Below are 17,202 nucleotides of genomic sequence, written 5' to 3'. Positions count from 1 at the left end.
GTTTACTTTAAGAATTTTTAATAGTATCCATATTACTTAGAGGTCAGTTATATTTGGTTTCTTTTTAGGTTGGATTTCAGGATCAATCTTTTTCAAGTTTTTCTCTGCCCGCTCTTTGTTCACCAAATCAAGAATATTTTTTCTATACGATTCCCTTTCGAGGAGTTTTTCCTGACGTTCTGCCTTATCATAATCTTCATTAATCCCCCGATAGAGTGAAAAACACATCATCACCAAGAGAATGGCAAAGGGCAAGCCAGAAATAGTTACCACGGTTTGTAGTGCGTTCAAGCCCCCTCCGTACATTAACACCGCGGCAATCAAACCTGTGGCTACTGCCCATATCACTCTTTGGTATTTTGGGGTCTTTAATTTTCCTCCAGAGGTAATACTATCTACAACCAAAGCTCCTGAATCGGCGGAGGTAATAATAAAACTACAAATCAGAACCACGCCTAAGACTTTCAGCAACATCGCCAATGGAAATTTATCGAAAAACACGTAAAGTGCCGTAGAAATATTATCATTAACTGCTGCAATCATGGCGGTATCACCAAGAAGAATATCGCGCATGGTGGTCCCACCAAAGGCACTAAACCATAGGAACGTCACCAATGCCGGTAAAATTAAAACACAAAGAACAAACTCTTTAATGGTACGGCCCCTAGAAATTCTGGCAATAAAAGTGCCTACGAATGGCGACCAAGAAATCCACCATCCCCAGTACATAATAGTCCGTGTTTTTTGCCAGTCTGTACCTTGCAAAGATTCGGTCCAAGTAGACATGTCTACAAAGTGTACCAAATAACTTCCTATATTTTGGATGTAGGATTTAAAAATAAACGTAGTGGGACCCAATATCAAAATCAGTAAAAAGATAGCAGATGCCACTCTAACGTTAAGTTTACTTAGCATTTGGACGCCTTTATTGACCCCACTAAAAGCTGAAATGGTAGCTGCTAATGTGACGCCTACAATAATAATCACTTGATAAAACAACGAATTGGGGACGCCAAATACATGGGTAAGCCCAGCGTTAATCTGCCCTACGCCAAACCCGATGGTTGTTGCTAATCCGAAGAGCGTTGTAATGACCGCCATAATATCGATCATGTCCCCCATCCATCCGTGGATCCTGTTCCCTAAAATTGGATAGAAAACGGAGCGCAACGTAAGCGGCATTTTTCTATTGAATGTAAAATAAGCTAAAGAGAGCCCGACAACCGAATAGATGGCCCATCCATGAATACCATGGTGGAGAAAGGAGAAATTAATTGCCTCTTGGGCAATGAGGGCTGGTTCATGTCCTGCCAATCGGGGCGGATTTAAAAAATCCCTAACAGGATCTGCAATACTAAAAAGCACTAATCCATTTCCAATGCCCGCGCTAAAGAGCATCGCAAACCATGCCCATAGGCTAAACTCAGGTTTTGACTTTTCACCTCCAATGCGTATCGCACCAAATTTACTGAAGGCCATATATAAACAGAAAACAATAAATAAATTTACTGATAAGGTGTAAATCCATCCACCATGCGCAGATACAAAGGTCTGGGCCATTCCAAAATAGTAATCGGCTTCTTTCTCAAAGATCAGCGTAAATCCAACGGTAAAAATGATGACGGCGATTGCGCTTATAAATACAGTTTTATTTACAACAAGACCTAAAAATCTTGAGGCACTTTCTTTTCTAGTAATTTTAATTGACATATATAATAAATGGTTTAATTCAAAAATGAATTTTTATACATTTCCTTCAGGAAAAGAATAGAAATTATTATTGTAGAGATATCGTAGCAGCACATCTTTAAACAAGAATGCAAGAATCAGTAGTATTTATCTCGGGTAATAAAAGATCTATGTTTCTGAAGGATTTGAACAATCTTGTTAATATTTTTGGTTACATTTAAAGAAAGCTGAGTACTTCTCATAAGTAATATTATAATAAAATAGCGATGCTTATTATAGCATAATATAATGTGTTATACAAACTTTTTTGTAATTGATTTTCTATTGTAGAAATTATTAGTAGATGAACAAAAAAACATGAAATTTTCAAGTTAAATGTGTATTTTTGGATTAACCCATTCTAACACCAAGTTTTAAGTGAGTTTTTGTAGACCTAGTGTTAAGGTAAACCTGAAAAAGTGAATTAGTATTATTATTTTTAATATTTAAGAATTATCGATAGGCACATATATTCTCCCATTATTCAATAGCAAAAGGAAGTCTTAAAAAAATTAATCTTGTCAACAATAATAAACAATTGGTCAAACACAGAAAAATGATTTATAGACATATTTCTCACAGAACTAGTTATTAAAATAGATCCATGATTGAAGTTATAAAGGATAAAAAACATTGGAATGAGTTCTTAGCAAATATTGGGCATATAGATTTCTATCACACTTATGACTATCATCAACTTTCTAAAAATGATGGGGAAGTACCATTACTTATAAAATATACCGATGAATCTACCACAATCGGTTTGCCATTACTTTTAAGACCTATTGAAAATACCAATTATAAAGATGCCATATCAGTATATGGCTATGTTGGTTTATTGGCCTTGGAAACAAATGCAGGTTTCAGTAAAGAAAAATTTCACAGAGAACTCAATGCGTTTTTCAATGAGCAAAACATTGTATCAGTTTTTTCAAGACTTCATCCGTATTTAGATTACCAGGAATCGCTTCTTGAGGGGCTCGGCACAATTAAAACATTGGGTAAGGTAGTATATGTTGATTTGAAAGAAACCGTAGAAAATCAAAAGAAGATGTATAATAGGCGAATGAAAACCTATATAAACACCTCTCGTAAAACTTGTACAGTAATAGAAAGTAATTGTGAAGATCATCTTAATTCTTTTATGGATCTATATGAAGAAACCATGAGACGAGTAAATGCCCAAGAAAAATACTACTTTAATGATAAGTATTTTAAACAACTTATATCAAGTGAGGATTTTACCGCAAAATTACTTTTGAGCATCCATAAAGAATCAGGGTCTATACAAGGAGGAGCCTTATTTATAGAAAAAGGCCCCTTTGTACAATATCACTTATCTGCCCTTCGTGAGGACTGCCAAGAGCCCAGTTGCATAAAACTCATTATTGATGAGATGCGTATCAAATCCACCAAGGCTGGATTTCAATACTTAAACCTTGGTGGTGGCAGAGGAAGTAATGAAGATTCTCTATTCGCTTTTAAAAGTAATTTTTCTAAAAAATTTAAAGATTTTAAAATTTGGAAGTATGTCGTCGATGAAAATATGTATGATATATTAGTACAAAATCACTTAAGGGATTCATCTGAAAATGACCTCATAGATCCTGAATTTTTCCCAGCGTACCGGTCCTCTATCAATATCGATTTGTAAGAGATTACCTTCTTCTGAATACTATTGTAACGTAATTTTTTCTACTTGTGAAAGTGTTCTATCTGAATTTTCCAAAGAAATAAATTAGTTGCAACAACGGCATATATTAGAGACCATCCTGAGGTGAAGTGTGGGTGTATTTATGGTCATTGAACGAAATAACTTCTAATGTTAGCGATGGCATTCCATGAGACCGCACCCCATCACTTTTGAGATCAGGTATTTAAAAATTTTTATTGATAAAAATCCATATTACCAAAATGCATTGTGAAACACTCCCACTGAAATTTTTATTAAATTAAAACCTAATCTCTTTCTAACATAATCACATACTTTCTTATCTTGAACCGGTAGTTCTGAAATTTGCAACACTTTTAATAGTTGTTGTATTATACACAATTCAGAATATTAAGAATCTAAAAACACTAATCCATCCCAATCAGAAGAGTTCATTGAACTTAACTTAAACCATGAATGGATCATATCTGTTTTCAATAAAGTAATTTTTAAACCACTTAACGCAAATAAAAAATGAACAATGAATTGAAACAAAGTTATGGGCACCTGTTTGAAGACGCCTTGCTCGATGAAATAGTCCAAGTAGGAACTTTCAAAGAAATTCCTGAAGGTTTTATGATGATGGAAATTGGAGAATATGTAAAATCCATGCCATTACTTATTTCTGGAGTTGTCAAAGTATTACGAGAAGATAATGAGGGCGATGAGCTTTTACTATATTATTTGGAGAAGGGCGAAACTTGCTCCATGACCATGACCTGTTGCCTAGGTCAAAAACAAAGTGAAATCAGGGCCATTGCAGAAACAGATACCAAATTAATCATGGTGCCCGTTGCCAAAATGGAAGAATGGACGGCAAACTATAAATCTTGGCGAAATTTTGTATTTGAAAGTTACCATAATCGCATCAACGAATTGCTGATGACCTTAGACAGTATTGCGTTCTATCAAATGGACGAAAGGTTGACACACTATTTGATTGAAAAAGTGCGGGTCAATGAGAGTAATATTATTAATAGCACGCATCAGGAAATTGCCTACGATCTTTATACGTCTCGAGTAGTGATCTCAAGGCTTTTAAAAAAAATGGAACAGCTCGGAAAGATAGAGCTCGGCAGAAACTATTTAAAAATAATAAAACTATAAAGACTATGTAACCAATGTTACCGCATTTATCCCGTAAACGTGGTATTTTTGACATATAAGTTATAATTTATGGAATTAATTGAGATTTTTGGATATATAAGCGCACTGGCAATTGGTATTTCATTGGGCATTATTGGCGGTGGTGGGTCAATTTTGGCGGTACCGGTTTTAGCATATCTATTTTCTATTGACGAGAAGGCCGCAACTGCCTATTCCTTATTTATTGTGGGCGCTAGTGCATTAGTAGGCGGAATTCAACAACACCGTAAAGGTTATGTAGATTGGAGAACTGCAATCGTTTTTGGAGTTCCGTCAATTATTGGAGTATCCCTAGTAAGATATTTTGTGATTCCTGCATTACCTGAATTGTTTTTTACAATAGGTGATTTTGAATTTACCAGACGCATGGGAATGTTCGGGTTTTTCGCGTTATTGATGATTCCAGCCGCACTCTCAATGCTTAAAGGAAACAAGAAAACCGTTCTAAATAAAAACCAAAAAATCAAATACAACTATCCTTTAATCGTCCTCGAAGGTCTTATCGTGGGTGGAGTTACTGGCTTGATTGGTGCTGGTGGCGGATTTTTAATTATTCCGGCACTTGTCATCTTGGCAAAAGTGGAAATGAAAGTTGCGGTAGGTACTTCCTTGATGATTATCGCATTTAAATCACTATTAGGTTTCTTCCTAGGTGATGCTTTAACCATGACCATAGATTGGGCGTTTTTGGCGCTTTTCACTGGTTTGTCTTTTGTAGGGATTTTTATTGGCAGCTATTTAAGTAATTTCATAAATGGCAAAAAGTTAAAGAAAGCTTTTGGATATTTTATTTTTGTCATGGCATTTTTTATTTTCTACATGGAATTTATAGTAAAACAATAATAGTAACTTTGGTTACTACAAAGATTGATAAGAGTTTTTACATTTGAACAATATTCTCCTCTCAAAACGATTTCATAGAGGAAATATTCACAATAATCATCCATATTTCTGCGACAGACATCGAAGAAGTAAATATTTAAAACAATGAAAATAGAGCAAATTTATACAGGTTGTCTATCACAAGGCGCCTATTATATTGAAAGCAATGGAGAAGTGGCAGTGATAGATCCTTTAAGAGAAGTAAAACCATACCTTGATAGAGCAACAAAGGATAATGCTAGCATTAAATACATTTTTGAGACGCATTTTCACGCCGATTTTGTTAGTGGACATGTGACACTTGCAAAAGAAACTGGAGCTGCAATTATTTATGGACCACATGCCAATCCTTCTTTTGATGCGATTATTGCTAAAGATGGTCAGGAGTTTAAGCTTGGAAACATTACCATAATTGCATTACATACCCCTGGGCACACGATGGAAAGCACTACGTTTCTCTTAAGGGATAAAAACGGAAAGGATCACGCAATTTTCAGTGGAGACACCTTGTTTTTAGGCGATGTGGGCCGACCTGATTTAGCCCAAAAAATGGGTGTTTTAACAGAAAGGGATTTAGCTGGTTTTCTATATGAAAGCCTTCGTACGAAGATTATGCCGTTAGCCGATGATGTTATCGTTTATCCAGCACATGGCGCAGGTTCGGCGTGTGGAAAAAACATGATGAAAGAAACAGTAGACACTTTGGGCAATCAAAAAAAGATGAATTACGCTTTGAGAGCCGATATGACCAAAGAAGAGTTTATTGATGAAGTTATCGATGGTTTGTTGCCGCCGCCCTCCTATTTCCCACTCAATGTCAAAATGAACAAAGAAGGCTATGAAGATATATATGATATATTAAAAAGAGGCACCCAAGCTTTGTCTGCAGACGCTTTTGAAGCCGCCGCCAATGAAACTGACGCCCTGGTATTAGATGTCAGAACCCAGGAAGAGTTTGCCAAGGGCCATATTCCAAGATCCATTTTTATCGGCCTGAACGGTGGTTTTGCTCCTTGGGTAGGGTCACTTATTGCAGATGTTAAGCAGCCAATTCTTTTGGTAGCCCCAGAAGGAAAAGAAGAAGAAACCGTGACCCGGTTATCGCGCGTGGGATTTGATAATACCTTTGGCTATCTCAAAGGTGGTTTTGATACCTGGAAAAAAGCAGCTTTTGAATATGATACCGTGACCTCAATCCAAGCCACAACATTTAAAGAAATTATTTCATCAGACCATGTGCCCATTTTTGATGTCAGAAAAGAAGGAGAGTATTTATCAGGACATGTAGTGAATGCTAATAATACACCTTTAGATTACCTGAATGATCATTTGGAAACATTTCAATGCAACCAAACATTTTATTTGCATTGTGCGGGTGGTTACAGGAGCATGATTGCTGCATCTATTCTAAAAAGTAGAGGCATCCATAATCTAATTGATGTGGCAGGTGGATTTAAGTCCATAAAGGAAGCAGGTATTCCAGTATCAAAATTCGTATGCCCTTCAACATTGTAAAATAGCACAAGAACTAAAAATATTTTAATTTAGGAAATCAAAACCTAAATGAACGCAGCTGTGTGAAAAACCGTTACTACCAAACTATTAACAATCGGAACTAAGCAATTTACAATTAGATCAAAATGATGGCCAACATCTACTGTTAGTGAAGTTTAAGGCATTTAAAGGGTCACTTTTAATAAATAAATCTTTTAATTATGAGCAAATTTTCAGAATTAATAACTCAGGACAAACCAGTTTTAGTCGATTTTTTCGCAGAATGGTGTGGTCCCTGTAAAATGTTAGCGCCAATTTTAAAACAAGTAAAGGAAAGCTTGGGCGATGGTGTTTCGATTATAAAAATAGATGTTGATAAAAATCAGTCCTTAGCTGCCAAATATCAAGTTAGAGGCGTTCCCACCATGTTACTATTTAAAAATGGAAAACAAGTTTGGAGACAATCTGGAGTACTTCAAAAAGATGAAATCATAAATATCATCCAGACCTCAAACCAATGAATTTATCGGAAGAATTTTGGGACAGTCGCTATATCAATAAAGATACAGGGTGGGATTTGGGCGAAATCTCCCCGCCTCTTAAATCCTATTTTGACCAGTTGACCAATCGGAATTTAAAAATTTTAATTCCTGGAGGTGGTAATTCTTATGAGGCCGAATACCTAAATCAACAAGGATTCCAACACGTTTATGTTGTAGATCTCTCCAAAACTGCCTTAAATAATATTAAACGACGGGTGCCATCATTCCCGTCTTCAAATCTCCTTCACCAGAATTTTTTCGACTTAGAAATGAATTTTGACCTTATAATCGAACAAACCTTCTTTTGCGCCTTGGACCCAAAACTGAGGCCTTCTTATACTGAAAAAGCTGCTGAGTTACTCTACAAACGCGGAAAAATTGTTGGCTTACTTTTCAATGTTCCTCTCAACACCGATAAACCACCATTTGGGGGAAACAAAAAAGAATATCTAGATCATTTCGAACCTCATTTCGAGATTCTATCGATGGAACCTGCTTATAATTCACATTCCAAAAGACTTGGAAGGGAATTATTTATAATAGCTAAAAAGAAAAATTAATTCTCAATAATTTTTCAACCTTATTGATTGATCTTGTTATTATCCATAAACGTGCTCTTTTGTAAGTATCCTTGGCAAATTATCTATAAAAAAATAGGAATAAAAAATATTTTTTAAACAATTAGTTTATCTTTATAAAATTAACCCTCGTTAAGAACTGACTACAAACAACTAGTGCCTAATGCTTTATGATTAATAAATTAAAAGCCATTTTTTATCAAATTATTTCAGGCACCTTAGGAAATGCACTCGTATTTTTTCGACCTAAAAAAGCGTACGAGTTGGGAGAAAATAGAATTGCACTAGTCCATAGAAATAAAAAAAACCTGACCATCTCTGAAAGGTTAATGCGTGCTGCACTTCTCAAAAAACTTGATAAAACACAAGATTACGATACTATAGCTGAGCAAAATCGAAATTTTTGGATAAATAATTCTGCCACAGTATTATTTTCGGAGTTGGAAGATACCTTTAACACAGATTTCCTACCTCATTGCACCTTCATATTTGAATTGCTGAAAAAAGAATTATCCAATCATCCGGAGGAGTTCCACACAATAGTAGAGATCGGGACAGGAAATGGAGATGTTCTAAACTATTTAAGTACAGAGTTTCCTGAAATCAAGAGTTTTATTGGCATTGACCTCAGCATGGATCAAATTGAAATAAATAAAGACAGATTTAGTGATAACAAAAAGCTTGAATTTATAGACTCAGATGCCCTGGACTGGGTTAAAGAATATGGTCAAGGCAACACTGTTTTCGTCACATCTAGAGGGGTTTTAGAGTATTTTATAGAATCCCGCTTACAGGAATTATTCTATGAAATCAATTCCTTGGGCAAGACCATCTTTATAGCCATTGAGCCTAATGGAGCCGACCATAATTTTGACACCAATCCTAGTTCGCAGCTTTATGGACACGAGCCCTCGTTTTCACATAATTATCCTAGACTTTTCAAGAATGCAGGCTTTGTGTTGTGGCATTTTTCTCAAAAAGTTTGTTATAAGGCTAAGGATATGCAAACATTTGTTGGAGCTAAAAATTGAAGAACAATGTTTTTAATTATATAAAAACTTAAAGTTAGACTTCAACCAATTAAAAAAACACACATATTTATCATGGGTACTGCTGTTTCTAAATCAAAAACTATGCGTGAGTTTATTAAAAAAAATGAAATTTGGATATTTTTAGTTCTTGGTCCAATAGTTAGTGCCATTTTTGTTTACGCTAGGATTCAGGGTCTTTTTCCGAGGTTCGTTTATACCAATGGCCGTTTTTGCGTACTTTTATTAGTACTAATTCTTTTAGTAAAATACACCAGGGGCATTCAGGGGGTAAAGGATATTTTTAAACCCATGACCAATTGGAAAGTTCATCCAAAATGGTATCTATTCAGTATTTTATTTGCTTTTGTGGTAGGCGGGATTACTTTAATTTTAAAAAGTTTTTACATTGAGGGAGACTTCACATCCTATTTAAAAATCAACTTCGGAGTTTTAACCTTTAGGGGGATTGTTGCTCTATTTGTTTGGGCCTTCCTTGGTGAAGTTGTATGGGTAAGTTATTGCATTCGTGAATTGTCAAAAATAGTAAAACCATTTTATGCAAGTCAAATTGTTGGTTTTGTTTGGACGTTATGGTGGATTCCAGTTGTGATCCATGGCGAAGGAGTGCTGCCGGGGATTCCAATAGTGTCTTTGGGAATATTCATGTTGGGCATTGCAGGCATGTGTACGATTGTTTACGGATATTCAAAAAGTGGTATTTGTGTTTTATTATTACAATTTGGTTTGAACATTAGTCTCAATGCTTTATCCATCTCGCCAAGCACAGGAGGTATAGCTACATTTACAGCCTTTTCTATCGTCTATTTTTTAACGATGCTTGGCTTTATGTATTTCACCAATCCAGCAAAAGAATTTAAACTATATCGAATTTTAAGAAGTAGTTGATTTTCTTCGAATTTATGCAACTTTCTATTTAAATATTTATCTTGAACTTTTAATATAGAAATGTTTTTTAAGGTATTAATATAACTTAAGGTCAGCATTGTAAAATCTTAAGGTTTCTGAAAAATTAAGGAATGAAAACCTACTCCAACCTATTATTACTAAAATAAGGAAGAAAAACATTCTAATTTTCGTCGGATTAAAATATTAAAATGAATCTTATCCGGTTTGAACGAAAAAAGAAACAATTTATCTGATTTTTCTTAGGTATTACTAACATAATCATTAAATTTAATACCTATTCCCCTTCAAAATTTATTATAGCTAATTAAGCTAAGTCATCAGTTGGCTTAGACTATAGAATGAAATTAGTACGAAGTTTTCTAGTACGAATTAAAGAGATGACAATTTATCGGAAGTTGGACGGTCAACGCCTCATTAATAAATTTGAAACAACATGCATAGCCCTACCAGTGTTTATAACCTATTTGAGAAAGCATCAAGATTATATCCTGACACGCTTTGTTTATTAGCTGAAACAGAAAGATTGACCTATCGGGAAATCGAAGACGAAATTTCTAAAATTCATACTGAAATTATGGTCCATGCCAAGGATGAAGAAATTATTGGCGTGCCAACAACACGTGGGATAAAACAGATTGTTTTCATACTGGCCATTTTAAAAGCAGGAAAAGCGTATCTACCGATTGATTTTTCTTACCCAAAAAAAAGATTGGAAAGCATCATAAGCAATTCCAATCTAACCTACTGTCTCACCACTAAAGAAGATCAAAATAATGCCATGGCGCTGGGTCTCATACCCATTCCAAATGGTAATTCTATAAATAATATAGAGCAGCCAGCCTCAGGTACAAAGGTTCAAAACCCCATCACCTACATCTTATATACGTCAGGATCTACGGGAGAACCAAAAGGGGTGTGTATGGGTGAAAATGCAATGGTGAATCTGATTCAGTGGCAAAACGAAAATTCAATATCAAAGCATGGCAGTCGCACCTTACAATTTGCTCCAATAAGTTTTGACGTCTCTTTTCAAGAAATCATGACCACCTTAAGTACTGGCGGTACTTTGGTATTGATAAATGATATGTTAAGACTGGACATGGTTGCGCTTTTAAATTATATCAACAAACAACAGGTCAACCGACTTTTTTTACCATTTGTAGCTTTACAAGCCTTGGCCGAAGTAGCCTTAAGTACAGCGCTCTACCCTACCTCGCTTAAAGAAGTGATGACGGCAGGTGAACAACTCAAAATTACGCCACAGATCATTAATTTGTTTACCAATTTGAATGACTGTGTCCTCTATAACCAATACGGACCAACCGAATGTCATGTGGTTTCCGAATTGAAATTGGAAGGAAATCCTGCCGAATGGCCGACCTTACCATCCATTGGGAAAGCTATTAGCAATACAGGGTTATACATCCTTGATTCAGAACTACAAGTAGTACCCGATGGAACAATTGGCGAACTGTGCATCGCCGGAGCATGTTTGGCGGAGGGCTACATGAACAAAAAAGAGCTTACTGTAGAAAAGTTTGTCAATTGGAATTCACCTGATGGTAAATTTAATAGAATGTATCGCACTGGGGATATTGCAAAATATCTGCCAGATGGAAACATAGAATTCCTAGGGCGTAAAGACGATCAGGTAAAAATAAGTGGCCATAGAATAGAGTTGGCAGAAATAGAATTGGCGATTAATTCTCTATCAGGCATTCATCAGACCGTTGTAATTGCCTCTAACCATTTGGGAAGTCAAGCGCAATTGGTGGCCTATATGCAACCCAATCATGACCAAATGGATGTAGCGGAAATTCGTCAGAAAGTTTCTGAGATTTTGCCTGATTACATGATTCCCTCTTATTTTGTATTAGTCGATCAATTTCCAAGAACGTCTAGTGGTAAAATTGACAAGAGAAGTTTACCTGCACCTGAATATAGTCGACCAAGCTCTGCCCCACCATACAAAGCGGCAACAACGCAAATTCAGAAGAATTTAGCTAAAGTGTGGACGGCCCTATTGCACATACCAGAAATTGGAATTGACGACAATTTTTTTGAATTGGGTGGCACTTCATTATTGGCACAAAAATTAGTTGCCGTATTATTGAAAGATTATAATTATACATTACCCGTAACCAAACTCTATCAATTTCCGAGAATTTCTGAAATTTCGAATTACTTGGAACCCAATAAAAAGACGAAGACGAAAAGAGTTTTTAATGCCCGTTCTAATGCAGGCATTTCTAGAGACGTTGCCGTTATAGGTATGGCGGGAAGATTTCCAGGCGCAAATACCATTCAGGAATTATGGGACGTACTGAAAAACGGTAAAGAAACGATCTCATTTTTCTCTTTGGAAGAGTTAGATCGCACCATCCCCGAAGCGTTAAGAAATGACCCGTTATACGTTAGGGCACGGGGGATTATCCCGTCTGCTCAAGAATTTGATCCAGTTTTCTTTGGATTGAATCCGAAAGTAGCTTCTGTAATGGATCCACAACAGCGGCTATTTTTAGAAGTAGCTTGGGAAGTCCTTGAGCAATCAGGACATCTTCCAAAACATTATGACGGAAGTATTGGCGTGTATGCGGGTAGCGGTATGAATACTTATTACAAAAACAACATTTTGCCCAATCCTGAATTATTAAACCAGGTTGGCGATTTCCAAGCCAGTACGCTCAACGAAAAAGATTATATCGCTACCAGAACTGCATATCATTTGGATTTAAAAGGTCCGGCAGTGAGTGTGCATTCTGCTTGTTCCACTTCGCTTCTAGCCATTGCCCAAGCGGTGGAGGCGCTAAGAAATGGTCAATGTGATGTGGCTATTGCCGGAGGCTCCAGCGTTACTGCACCTATATTTAGCGGACACCTTTATCAAGAGGGATCCATGCTCAGTCCTGATGGCCATTGCCGCTCTTTTGACATAGAAGGAAAAGGGACAGTTTTTAGTGATGGCTGTGGTGCCGTGCTCTTAAAAAGCTTGGAGGCCGCCAAAGAAGATGGCGATCATATTTATGGAATTATTAAAGGTATTGGGATTAGTAATGATGGTGGTGGAAAAGGTAGTTTTACCGCCCCTAGTGTTGAAGGACAATCTGAAGCCATTTATAGAGCCCTAAATGATGGAAATGTAGCGCCATCAGATATTAGTTATGTGGAAACCCATGGCACAGCAACGCCAATTGGTGACCCTATTGAGATGGAAGGGCTTCATGATGCCTTTGGTGAGCAATCCAAAAAAAGCTATTGTGCCATTGGCTCCATTAAAAGTAATATGGGCCATCTCACTGCAGCGGCTGGGGTTGCTGGTTTCATTAAGACGATTCTGGCATTGAATCACCAACAAATACCACCTTCATTAGGATTTACAAGCCCAAACCCAGTCATCGATTTTGAAAACAGTCCATTCTACGTCAATAATGTATTGCGCGACTGGGAATCCGATAAAATTCGTCGTGCTGGGATAAGTTCTTTTGGCGTTGGTGGCACCAATGTGCATATTGTTGTTGAAGAATTTAAGACCGAACAAAAGCCTTCAGGAGAGAGCAGGCCATTGCAAATTTTAAATTGGTCGGCTAAAACCAAAAACAGTCTTGACGGCTACCAAACGGCACTTGGAAATTTTATAAAATCATCGAACGGCGTTAAGCTGGCGGATGTCGCCTACTCACTTAACGCTACGCGGGACTCATTTAATAAACGCCGTTTTATTCTGGCATCTGATTCTGAAAATGCGATTAAACAACTCTTATCCGAAGATACAAGCGCGGTTAAATCATCAGAATTAAAAACCATTCCGCACCATTTGGCATTTCTTTTTCCTGGTCAAGGGGCGCAATATTTACAAATGGGAAAAGCGCTCTACGATCATGAACAGATTTTTCGTAACGCAGTAGATGAATGTGCTGTCCTGCTGGAAGAAGCTTTTCAATACGACATTCGAGAGATCATCTACCCTGAAGAATCTTCAGCTGACGCAGAAAATATTCTAAAGGATACCCAATTTACCCAGCCTGCATTATTTGTAATAGAATATGCTTTGTCCCAACTTTGGATAAGTTGGGGCATTAAACCATCGTTACTTTGCGGCCATAGCATTGGCGAATTCGTTGCTGCTCATTTGGCGGGCGTATTCAGTTTAAAGGATGCTTTATTATTGGTGGCCATTCGCGGCAGGTTGGTCAGTAAACTTCCATCTGGAAGTATGCTATCGGTCAGAACACCTTTTGAAAATCTGTCTCAAATACTTCCCGATAATGTCTCGGTTGCTGCAGTTAATTCTGATCAATTATGTGTGGTTTCTGGTGAAAACTCCGCGATTATTGCTTTCGCAGAACGTTTGGATGAAAAGAAAATTCCTAACAGATTACTCTTGACTAGTCATGCCTTCCATTCTAATATGATGGATCCTGTTCTGGAAGAATTTGAAGCAGAAGTCAGGAAAGTAAACCTGAGCATCCCCCGCCTACCTGTTGTTTCTACTGTTACTGGTACTTGGTTGAGCGATTCTGAAGCCACTGACCCAAAATATTGGACTTACCATTTACGGGCTACCGTCCGATTTTCGGAGGCCATGGAAACTGCGCTCGATCTTGAAAATATTGCGTTTTTGGAAGTAGGTCCGGGTCGAGCCTTGACCACTTTATCCCAACAAAAAAAGAAGGCTAAGGCGGCCACCTCAATTGCCAGTTTGGTTGCACCTAGTGAAAATGAAAATTCTTATCATACGGTGCTCTCGGCATTAGGCCAACTTTGGTCAACAGGTATTGAGCCTGATTGGCAGGCATTTTATCAAGGGCAAAACCGTAAAAAAGTTGGATTGCCTGCCTATAGTTTTGATCGTAAATGGTGCTGGGTGGATCCACCAAGTCCAACAAATGGTCAAACGAATGAATATCAACACTTAGACATAATTAATCATCAACCCATACAAGCACATTATCAAATGGATACCGTTGCACAACCTCAAAGAAAAACCGCGATTCTGGAAAAAATTTCAGAAATCATTTTGAATACCTCAGGAATAGAATTGGAAGCTTCAGAACATGATCATAATTTTCTTGAACTTGGTCTTGATTCGCTCGTTCTAACACAAATGGCCATCACGTTTAGAAATGATTTTGAGACACCAATAACTTTCCGTGAATTGAACGAAGAATTGAGTACACCTAATTTATTGGCGGAACACCTTGACAAAGTTTTACCAAAAGATGTTTATGCACCCGCCCCTACAATCAATCATGTAGTGGATACGCAAACTTATAACCATCAGCCGATGGCAGCTCCACAAACACAGTTTCAGCAACAGCAACAAACTCAACCTCAGCAACAAGTGCCAACGCAACACCAAGAGTATCATCAGCCACAAAATTATAGCAATAATTATACGAATGCGAATAGTAATCCTGCCTTAAACCTAATAGCACAACAATTACAATTATTGGGCAAACAAATAGAACTACTTCAAGGAAATGGCACGTACGCAGTTCCATCGGTACAACAGGAAGAAAAGCCTAGTGTACAACAAGATAGAAAAACATCCACTCCTGCTCCTACAAATGGGTCAACCGAAGTATTATCTGAAGATGAAAAAAAGGAGCATCAAAAACCTTTTGGTGCGTCACCAAAAATAGAAAAGAAGTCAACGGATATTGATCCTGCCCAAAAAACTTTCTTAGATAACTTAATTGCAAAATACAATAAGAAAACGTCAAGTAGTAAAGCCTATGCCCAAAAGCATCGCCCGCACATGGCAGATCCGAGAGTCGTTTCCGGATTTAAGCCGTTAACCAAGGAATTGGTCTATCCAATTGTAGTAGGAAAATCCTCTGGAAATAAACTTTGGGATTTAGACGGCAACGAATATATTGATGCCTTAAATGGCTTTGGCTCGTGCTTATTTGGCCATCAACCTGATTTTATTAAAGAAGCCCTTCACAATCAAATAGAACTTGGGTATGAAGTAGGACCACAACATCCTTTAGCTGGTGAAGTTTGCGAATTGATTTGCGAACTGACAGAACATGATCGTGCCGCTCTTTGTAACACAGGTTCAGAAGCGGTGTTGGGTGCCATGCGAATTGCAAGAACCGTTACTGGAAGGTCATTGATAGTGGCCTTCTCAAGATCCTATCACGGCATTACAGATGAGGTATTGGTCCGAGGGTCACGCATTAAAAAATCCTTCCCTGCAGCTCCCGGGATCATGCCAGAAGCGGTGCAGAACATGCTGATTTTGGATTATGGAACCGAAGAAAGTTTACAAATTATTCGTGATAGAGCTCATGAATTGGCAGCTGTTCTTGTTGAGCCGGTTCAGAGTAGAAGACCAGAATTTCAACCTGTCGAATTCTTGAGGGAAGTTCGAAAAATAACAAAAGATTCCAATACAGCCTTTATTTTTGATGAAGTCATTACTGGTTTCCGCATGCACCCTCAAGGAATCCAAGGTTTGTACAATATCAAGGCTGATATTACAACTTATGGTAAGGTTATCGGAGGAGGATTATCCATTGGAGCCATAGCGGGCAGTACAAAATATATGGATGCCCTTGATGGTGGACATTGGCAATTTGGTGATGACTCCTACCCAGAAGTGGGTGTTACCTATTTCGCTGGAACCTTTGTGCGCCATCCGTTAGCATTGGCTTCTGCAAAAGCCTCTTTGATCCATTTAAAGGAAAATGGGCCCAAACTTCAGGATGATCTGTCCGCCATGACCAATAGGTTGGCCTCAGAACTAAATTCATTTTTCAAAACTGAAAATCTGCCTCTTGAGATCAATAATTTCAAATCTTTATGGCGTTTATCATTTAAAGAGGAAGTTCCTTATGGCGAATTGGTATTTGTGTTGATGAGATTGAAAGGAATACATATTTGGGATGGATTTCCTTGTTTCTTGACCACTGCCTACACCGAGGAAGATGTATCTTACCTGATTACTTCTTTTATAGAAAGTATTAAAGAACTTCAGCAAGTTGATATTTTTCACTCCAACAAAAAAGACGAAGGACCTGTGAACATAAAAAATTCGACAAAATTGAATCAACCTCCACAGCCTGGCGCAAAATTAGGATTGGACGAATTAGGAAATCCCGCTTGGTACATTAATGACGAAAACAATAAAGGAAATTATAAGAAAATTGAATTATAGT

The 17,202-nt window shown here is 37.3% G+C and carries 10 protein-coding genes; 9 read left to right on the top strand and 1 reads right to left on the bottom strand.

What is annotated here, in order from left to right:
* Window positions 1-36 precede the first annotated feature (36 nt).
* The gene (locus tag VLZ86_RS13640) at window positions 37-1,710 is read right to left on the bottom strand and encodes a BCCT family transporter (protein ID WP_325452266.1); all 1,674 of its coding nucleotides are present in this window, start codon (window positions 1,708-1,710) and stop codon (window positions 37-39) included.
* A gap of 622 nt (window positions 1,711-2,332) precedes the next feature.
* On the opposite strand from VLZ86_RS13640, the gene VLZ86_RS13635 reads away from it, so the two are divergent.
* The 9 genes from VLZ86_RS13635 to VLZ86_RS13595 all read left to right on the top strand — a co-directional run bounded on the left by VLZ86_RS13635 (window position 2,333) and on the right by VLZ86_RS13595 (window position 17,201).
* Window positions 2,333-3,382 (top strand): GNAT family N-acetyltransferase, encoded by a 1,050-nt coding sequence (locus VLZ86_RS13635; RefSeq protein ID WP_325452264.1) that lies wholly within the window; start codon window positions 2,333-2,335, stop codon window positions 3,380-3,382.
* Between the two features lie 531 nt (window positions 3,383-3,913).
* Complete coding sequence (locus VLZ86_RS13630; RefSeq protein WP_325452262.1) at window positions 3,914-4,546, top strand: Crp/Fnr family transcriptional regulator; 633 nt, start codon at window positions 3,914-3,916, stop codon at window positions 4,544-4,546.
* A gap of 69 nt (window positions 4,547-4,615) precedes the next feature.
* The gene (locus tag VLZ86_RS13625) at window positions 4,616-5,428 is read left to right on the top strand and encodes a sulfite exporter TauE/SafE family protein (protein WP_325452260.1); all 813 of its coding nucleotides are present in this window, start codon (window positions 4,616-4,618) and stop codon (window positions 5,426-5,428) included.
* A 144-nt stretch (window positions 5,429-5,572) separates the two neighbouring features.
* Window positions 5,573-6,982 carry an MBL fold metallo-hydrolase gene (locus VLZ86_RS13620; protein WP_325452258.1) on the top strand — a complete coding sequence of 470 codons (1,410 nt, stop codon included), beginning with the start codon at window positions 5,573-5,575 and terminating at the stop codon, window positions 6,980-6,982.
* 200 nt (window positions 6,983-7,182) lie between these two features.
* Complete coding sequence (trxA, locus tag VLZ86_RS13615; RefSeq protein WP_325452256.1) at window positions 7,183-7,482, top strand: thioredoxin; 300 nt, start codon at window positions 7,183-7,185, stop codon at window positions 7,480-7,482.
* The gene (locus tag VLZ86_RS13610) at window positions 7,479-8,063 is read left to right on the top strand and encodes a methyltransferase domain-containing protein (protein ID WP_325452254.1); all 585 of its coding nucleotides are present in this window, start codon (window positions 7,479-7,481) and stop codon (window positions 8,061-8,063) included. The genes trxA and VLZ86_RS13610 overlap by 4 nt, the downstream gene beginning before the upstream one ends.
* Window positions 8,064-8,251: 188 nt before the next feature.
* Window positions 8,252-9,112 (top strand): class I SAM-dependent methyltransferase, encoded by an 861-nt coding sequence (locus VLZ86_RS13605; protein WP_325452252.1) that lies wholly within the window; start codon window positions 8,252-8,254, stop codon window positions 9,110-9,112.
* A gap of 309 nt (window positions 9,113-9,421) precedes the next feature.
* On the top strand, window positions 9,422-10,018 hold the full coding sequence (locus tag VLZ86_RS13600; RefSeq protein WP_325452250.1) for a hypothetical protein: 597 nt from the start codon (window positions 9,422-9,424) through the stop codon (window positions 10,016-10,018).
* 454 nt (window positions 10,019-10,472) lie between these two features.
* Window positions 10,473-17,201: a polyketide synthase gene (locus tag VLZ86_RS13595; RefSeq protein WP_325452248.1), complete on the top strand. Its 6,729-nt coding sequence runs from the start codon at window positions 10,473-10,475 to the stop codon at window positions 17,199-17,201.
* Window position 17,202: the final 1 nt, after the last annotated feature.

This window comes from Gelidibacter sp., from assembly GCF_035515035.1.
Taxonomy (GTDB): domain Bacteria; phylum Bacteroidota; class Bacteroidia; order Flavobacteriales; family Flavobacteriaceae; genus Gelidibacter.
This window is presented reverse-complemented; position numbering and strand designations above follow the sequence as displayed.

Coding starts and splice junctions, on each gene's coding strand:
- VLZ86_RS13600 (WP_325452250.1), top strand. CDS start 9,422: ATGACCAATTGGAAAGTTCATCCAAAATGGTATCTATTCAGTATTTTA.
- VLZ86_RS13605 (WP_325452252.1), top strand. CDS start 8,252: ATGATTAATAAATTAAAAGCCATTTTTTATCAAATTATTTCAGGCACC.
- VLZ86_RS13625 (WP_325452260.1), top strand. CDS start 4,616: ATGGAATTAATTGAGATTTTTGGATATATAAGCGCACTGGCAATTGGT.
- VLZ86_RS13595 (WP_325452248.1), top strand. CDS start 10,473: ATGCATAGCCCTACCAGTGTTTATAACCTATTTGAGAAAGCATCAAGA.
- VLZ86_RS13620 (WP_325452258.1), top strand. CDS start 5,573: ATGAAAATAGAGCAAATTTATACAGGTTGTCTATCACAAGGCGCCTAT.
- VLZ86_RS13640 (WP_325452266.1), bottom strand. CDS start 1,710: ATGTCAATTAAAATTACTAGAAAAGAAAGTGCCTCAAGATTTTTAGGT.
- VLZ86_RS13635 (WP_325452264.1), top strand. CDS start 2,333: ATGATTGAAGTTATAAAGGATAAAAAACATTGGAATGAGTTCTTAGCA.
- trxA (WP_325452256.1), top strand. CDS start 7,183: ATGAGCAAATTTTCAGAATTAATAACTCAGGACAAACCAGTTTTAGTC.
- VLZ86_RS13610 (WP_325452254.1), top strand. CDS start 7,479: ATGAATTTATCGGAAGAATTTTGGGACAGTCGCTATATCAATAAAGAT.
- VLZ86_RS13630 (WP_325452262.1), top strand. CDS start 3,914: ATGAACAATGAATTGAAACAAAGTTATGGGCACCTGTTTGAAGACGCC.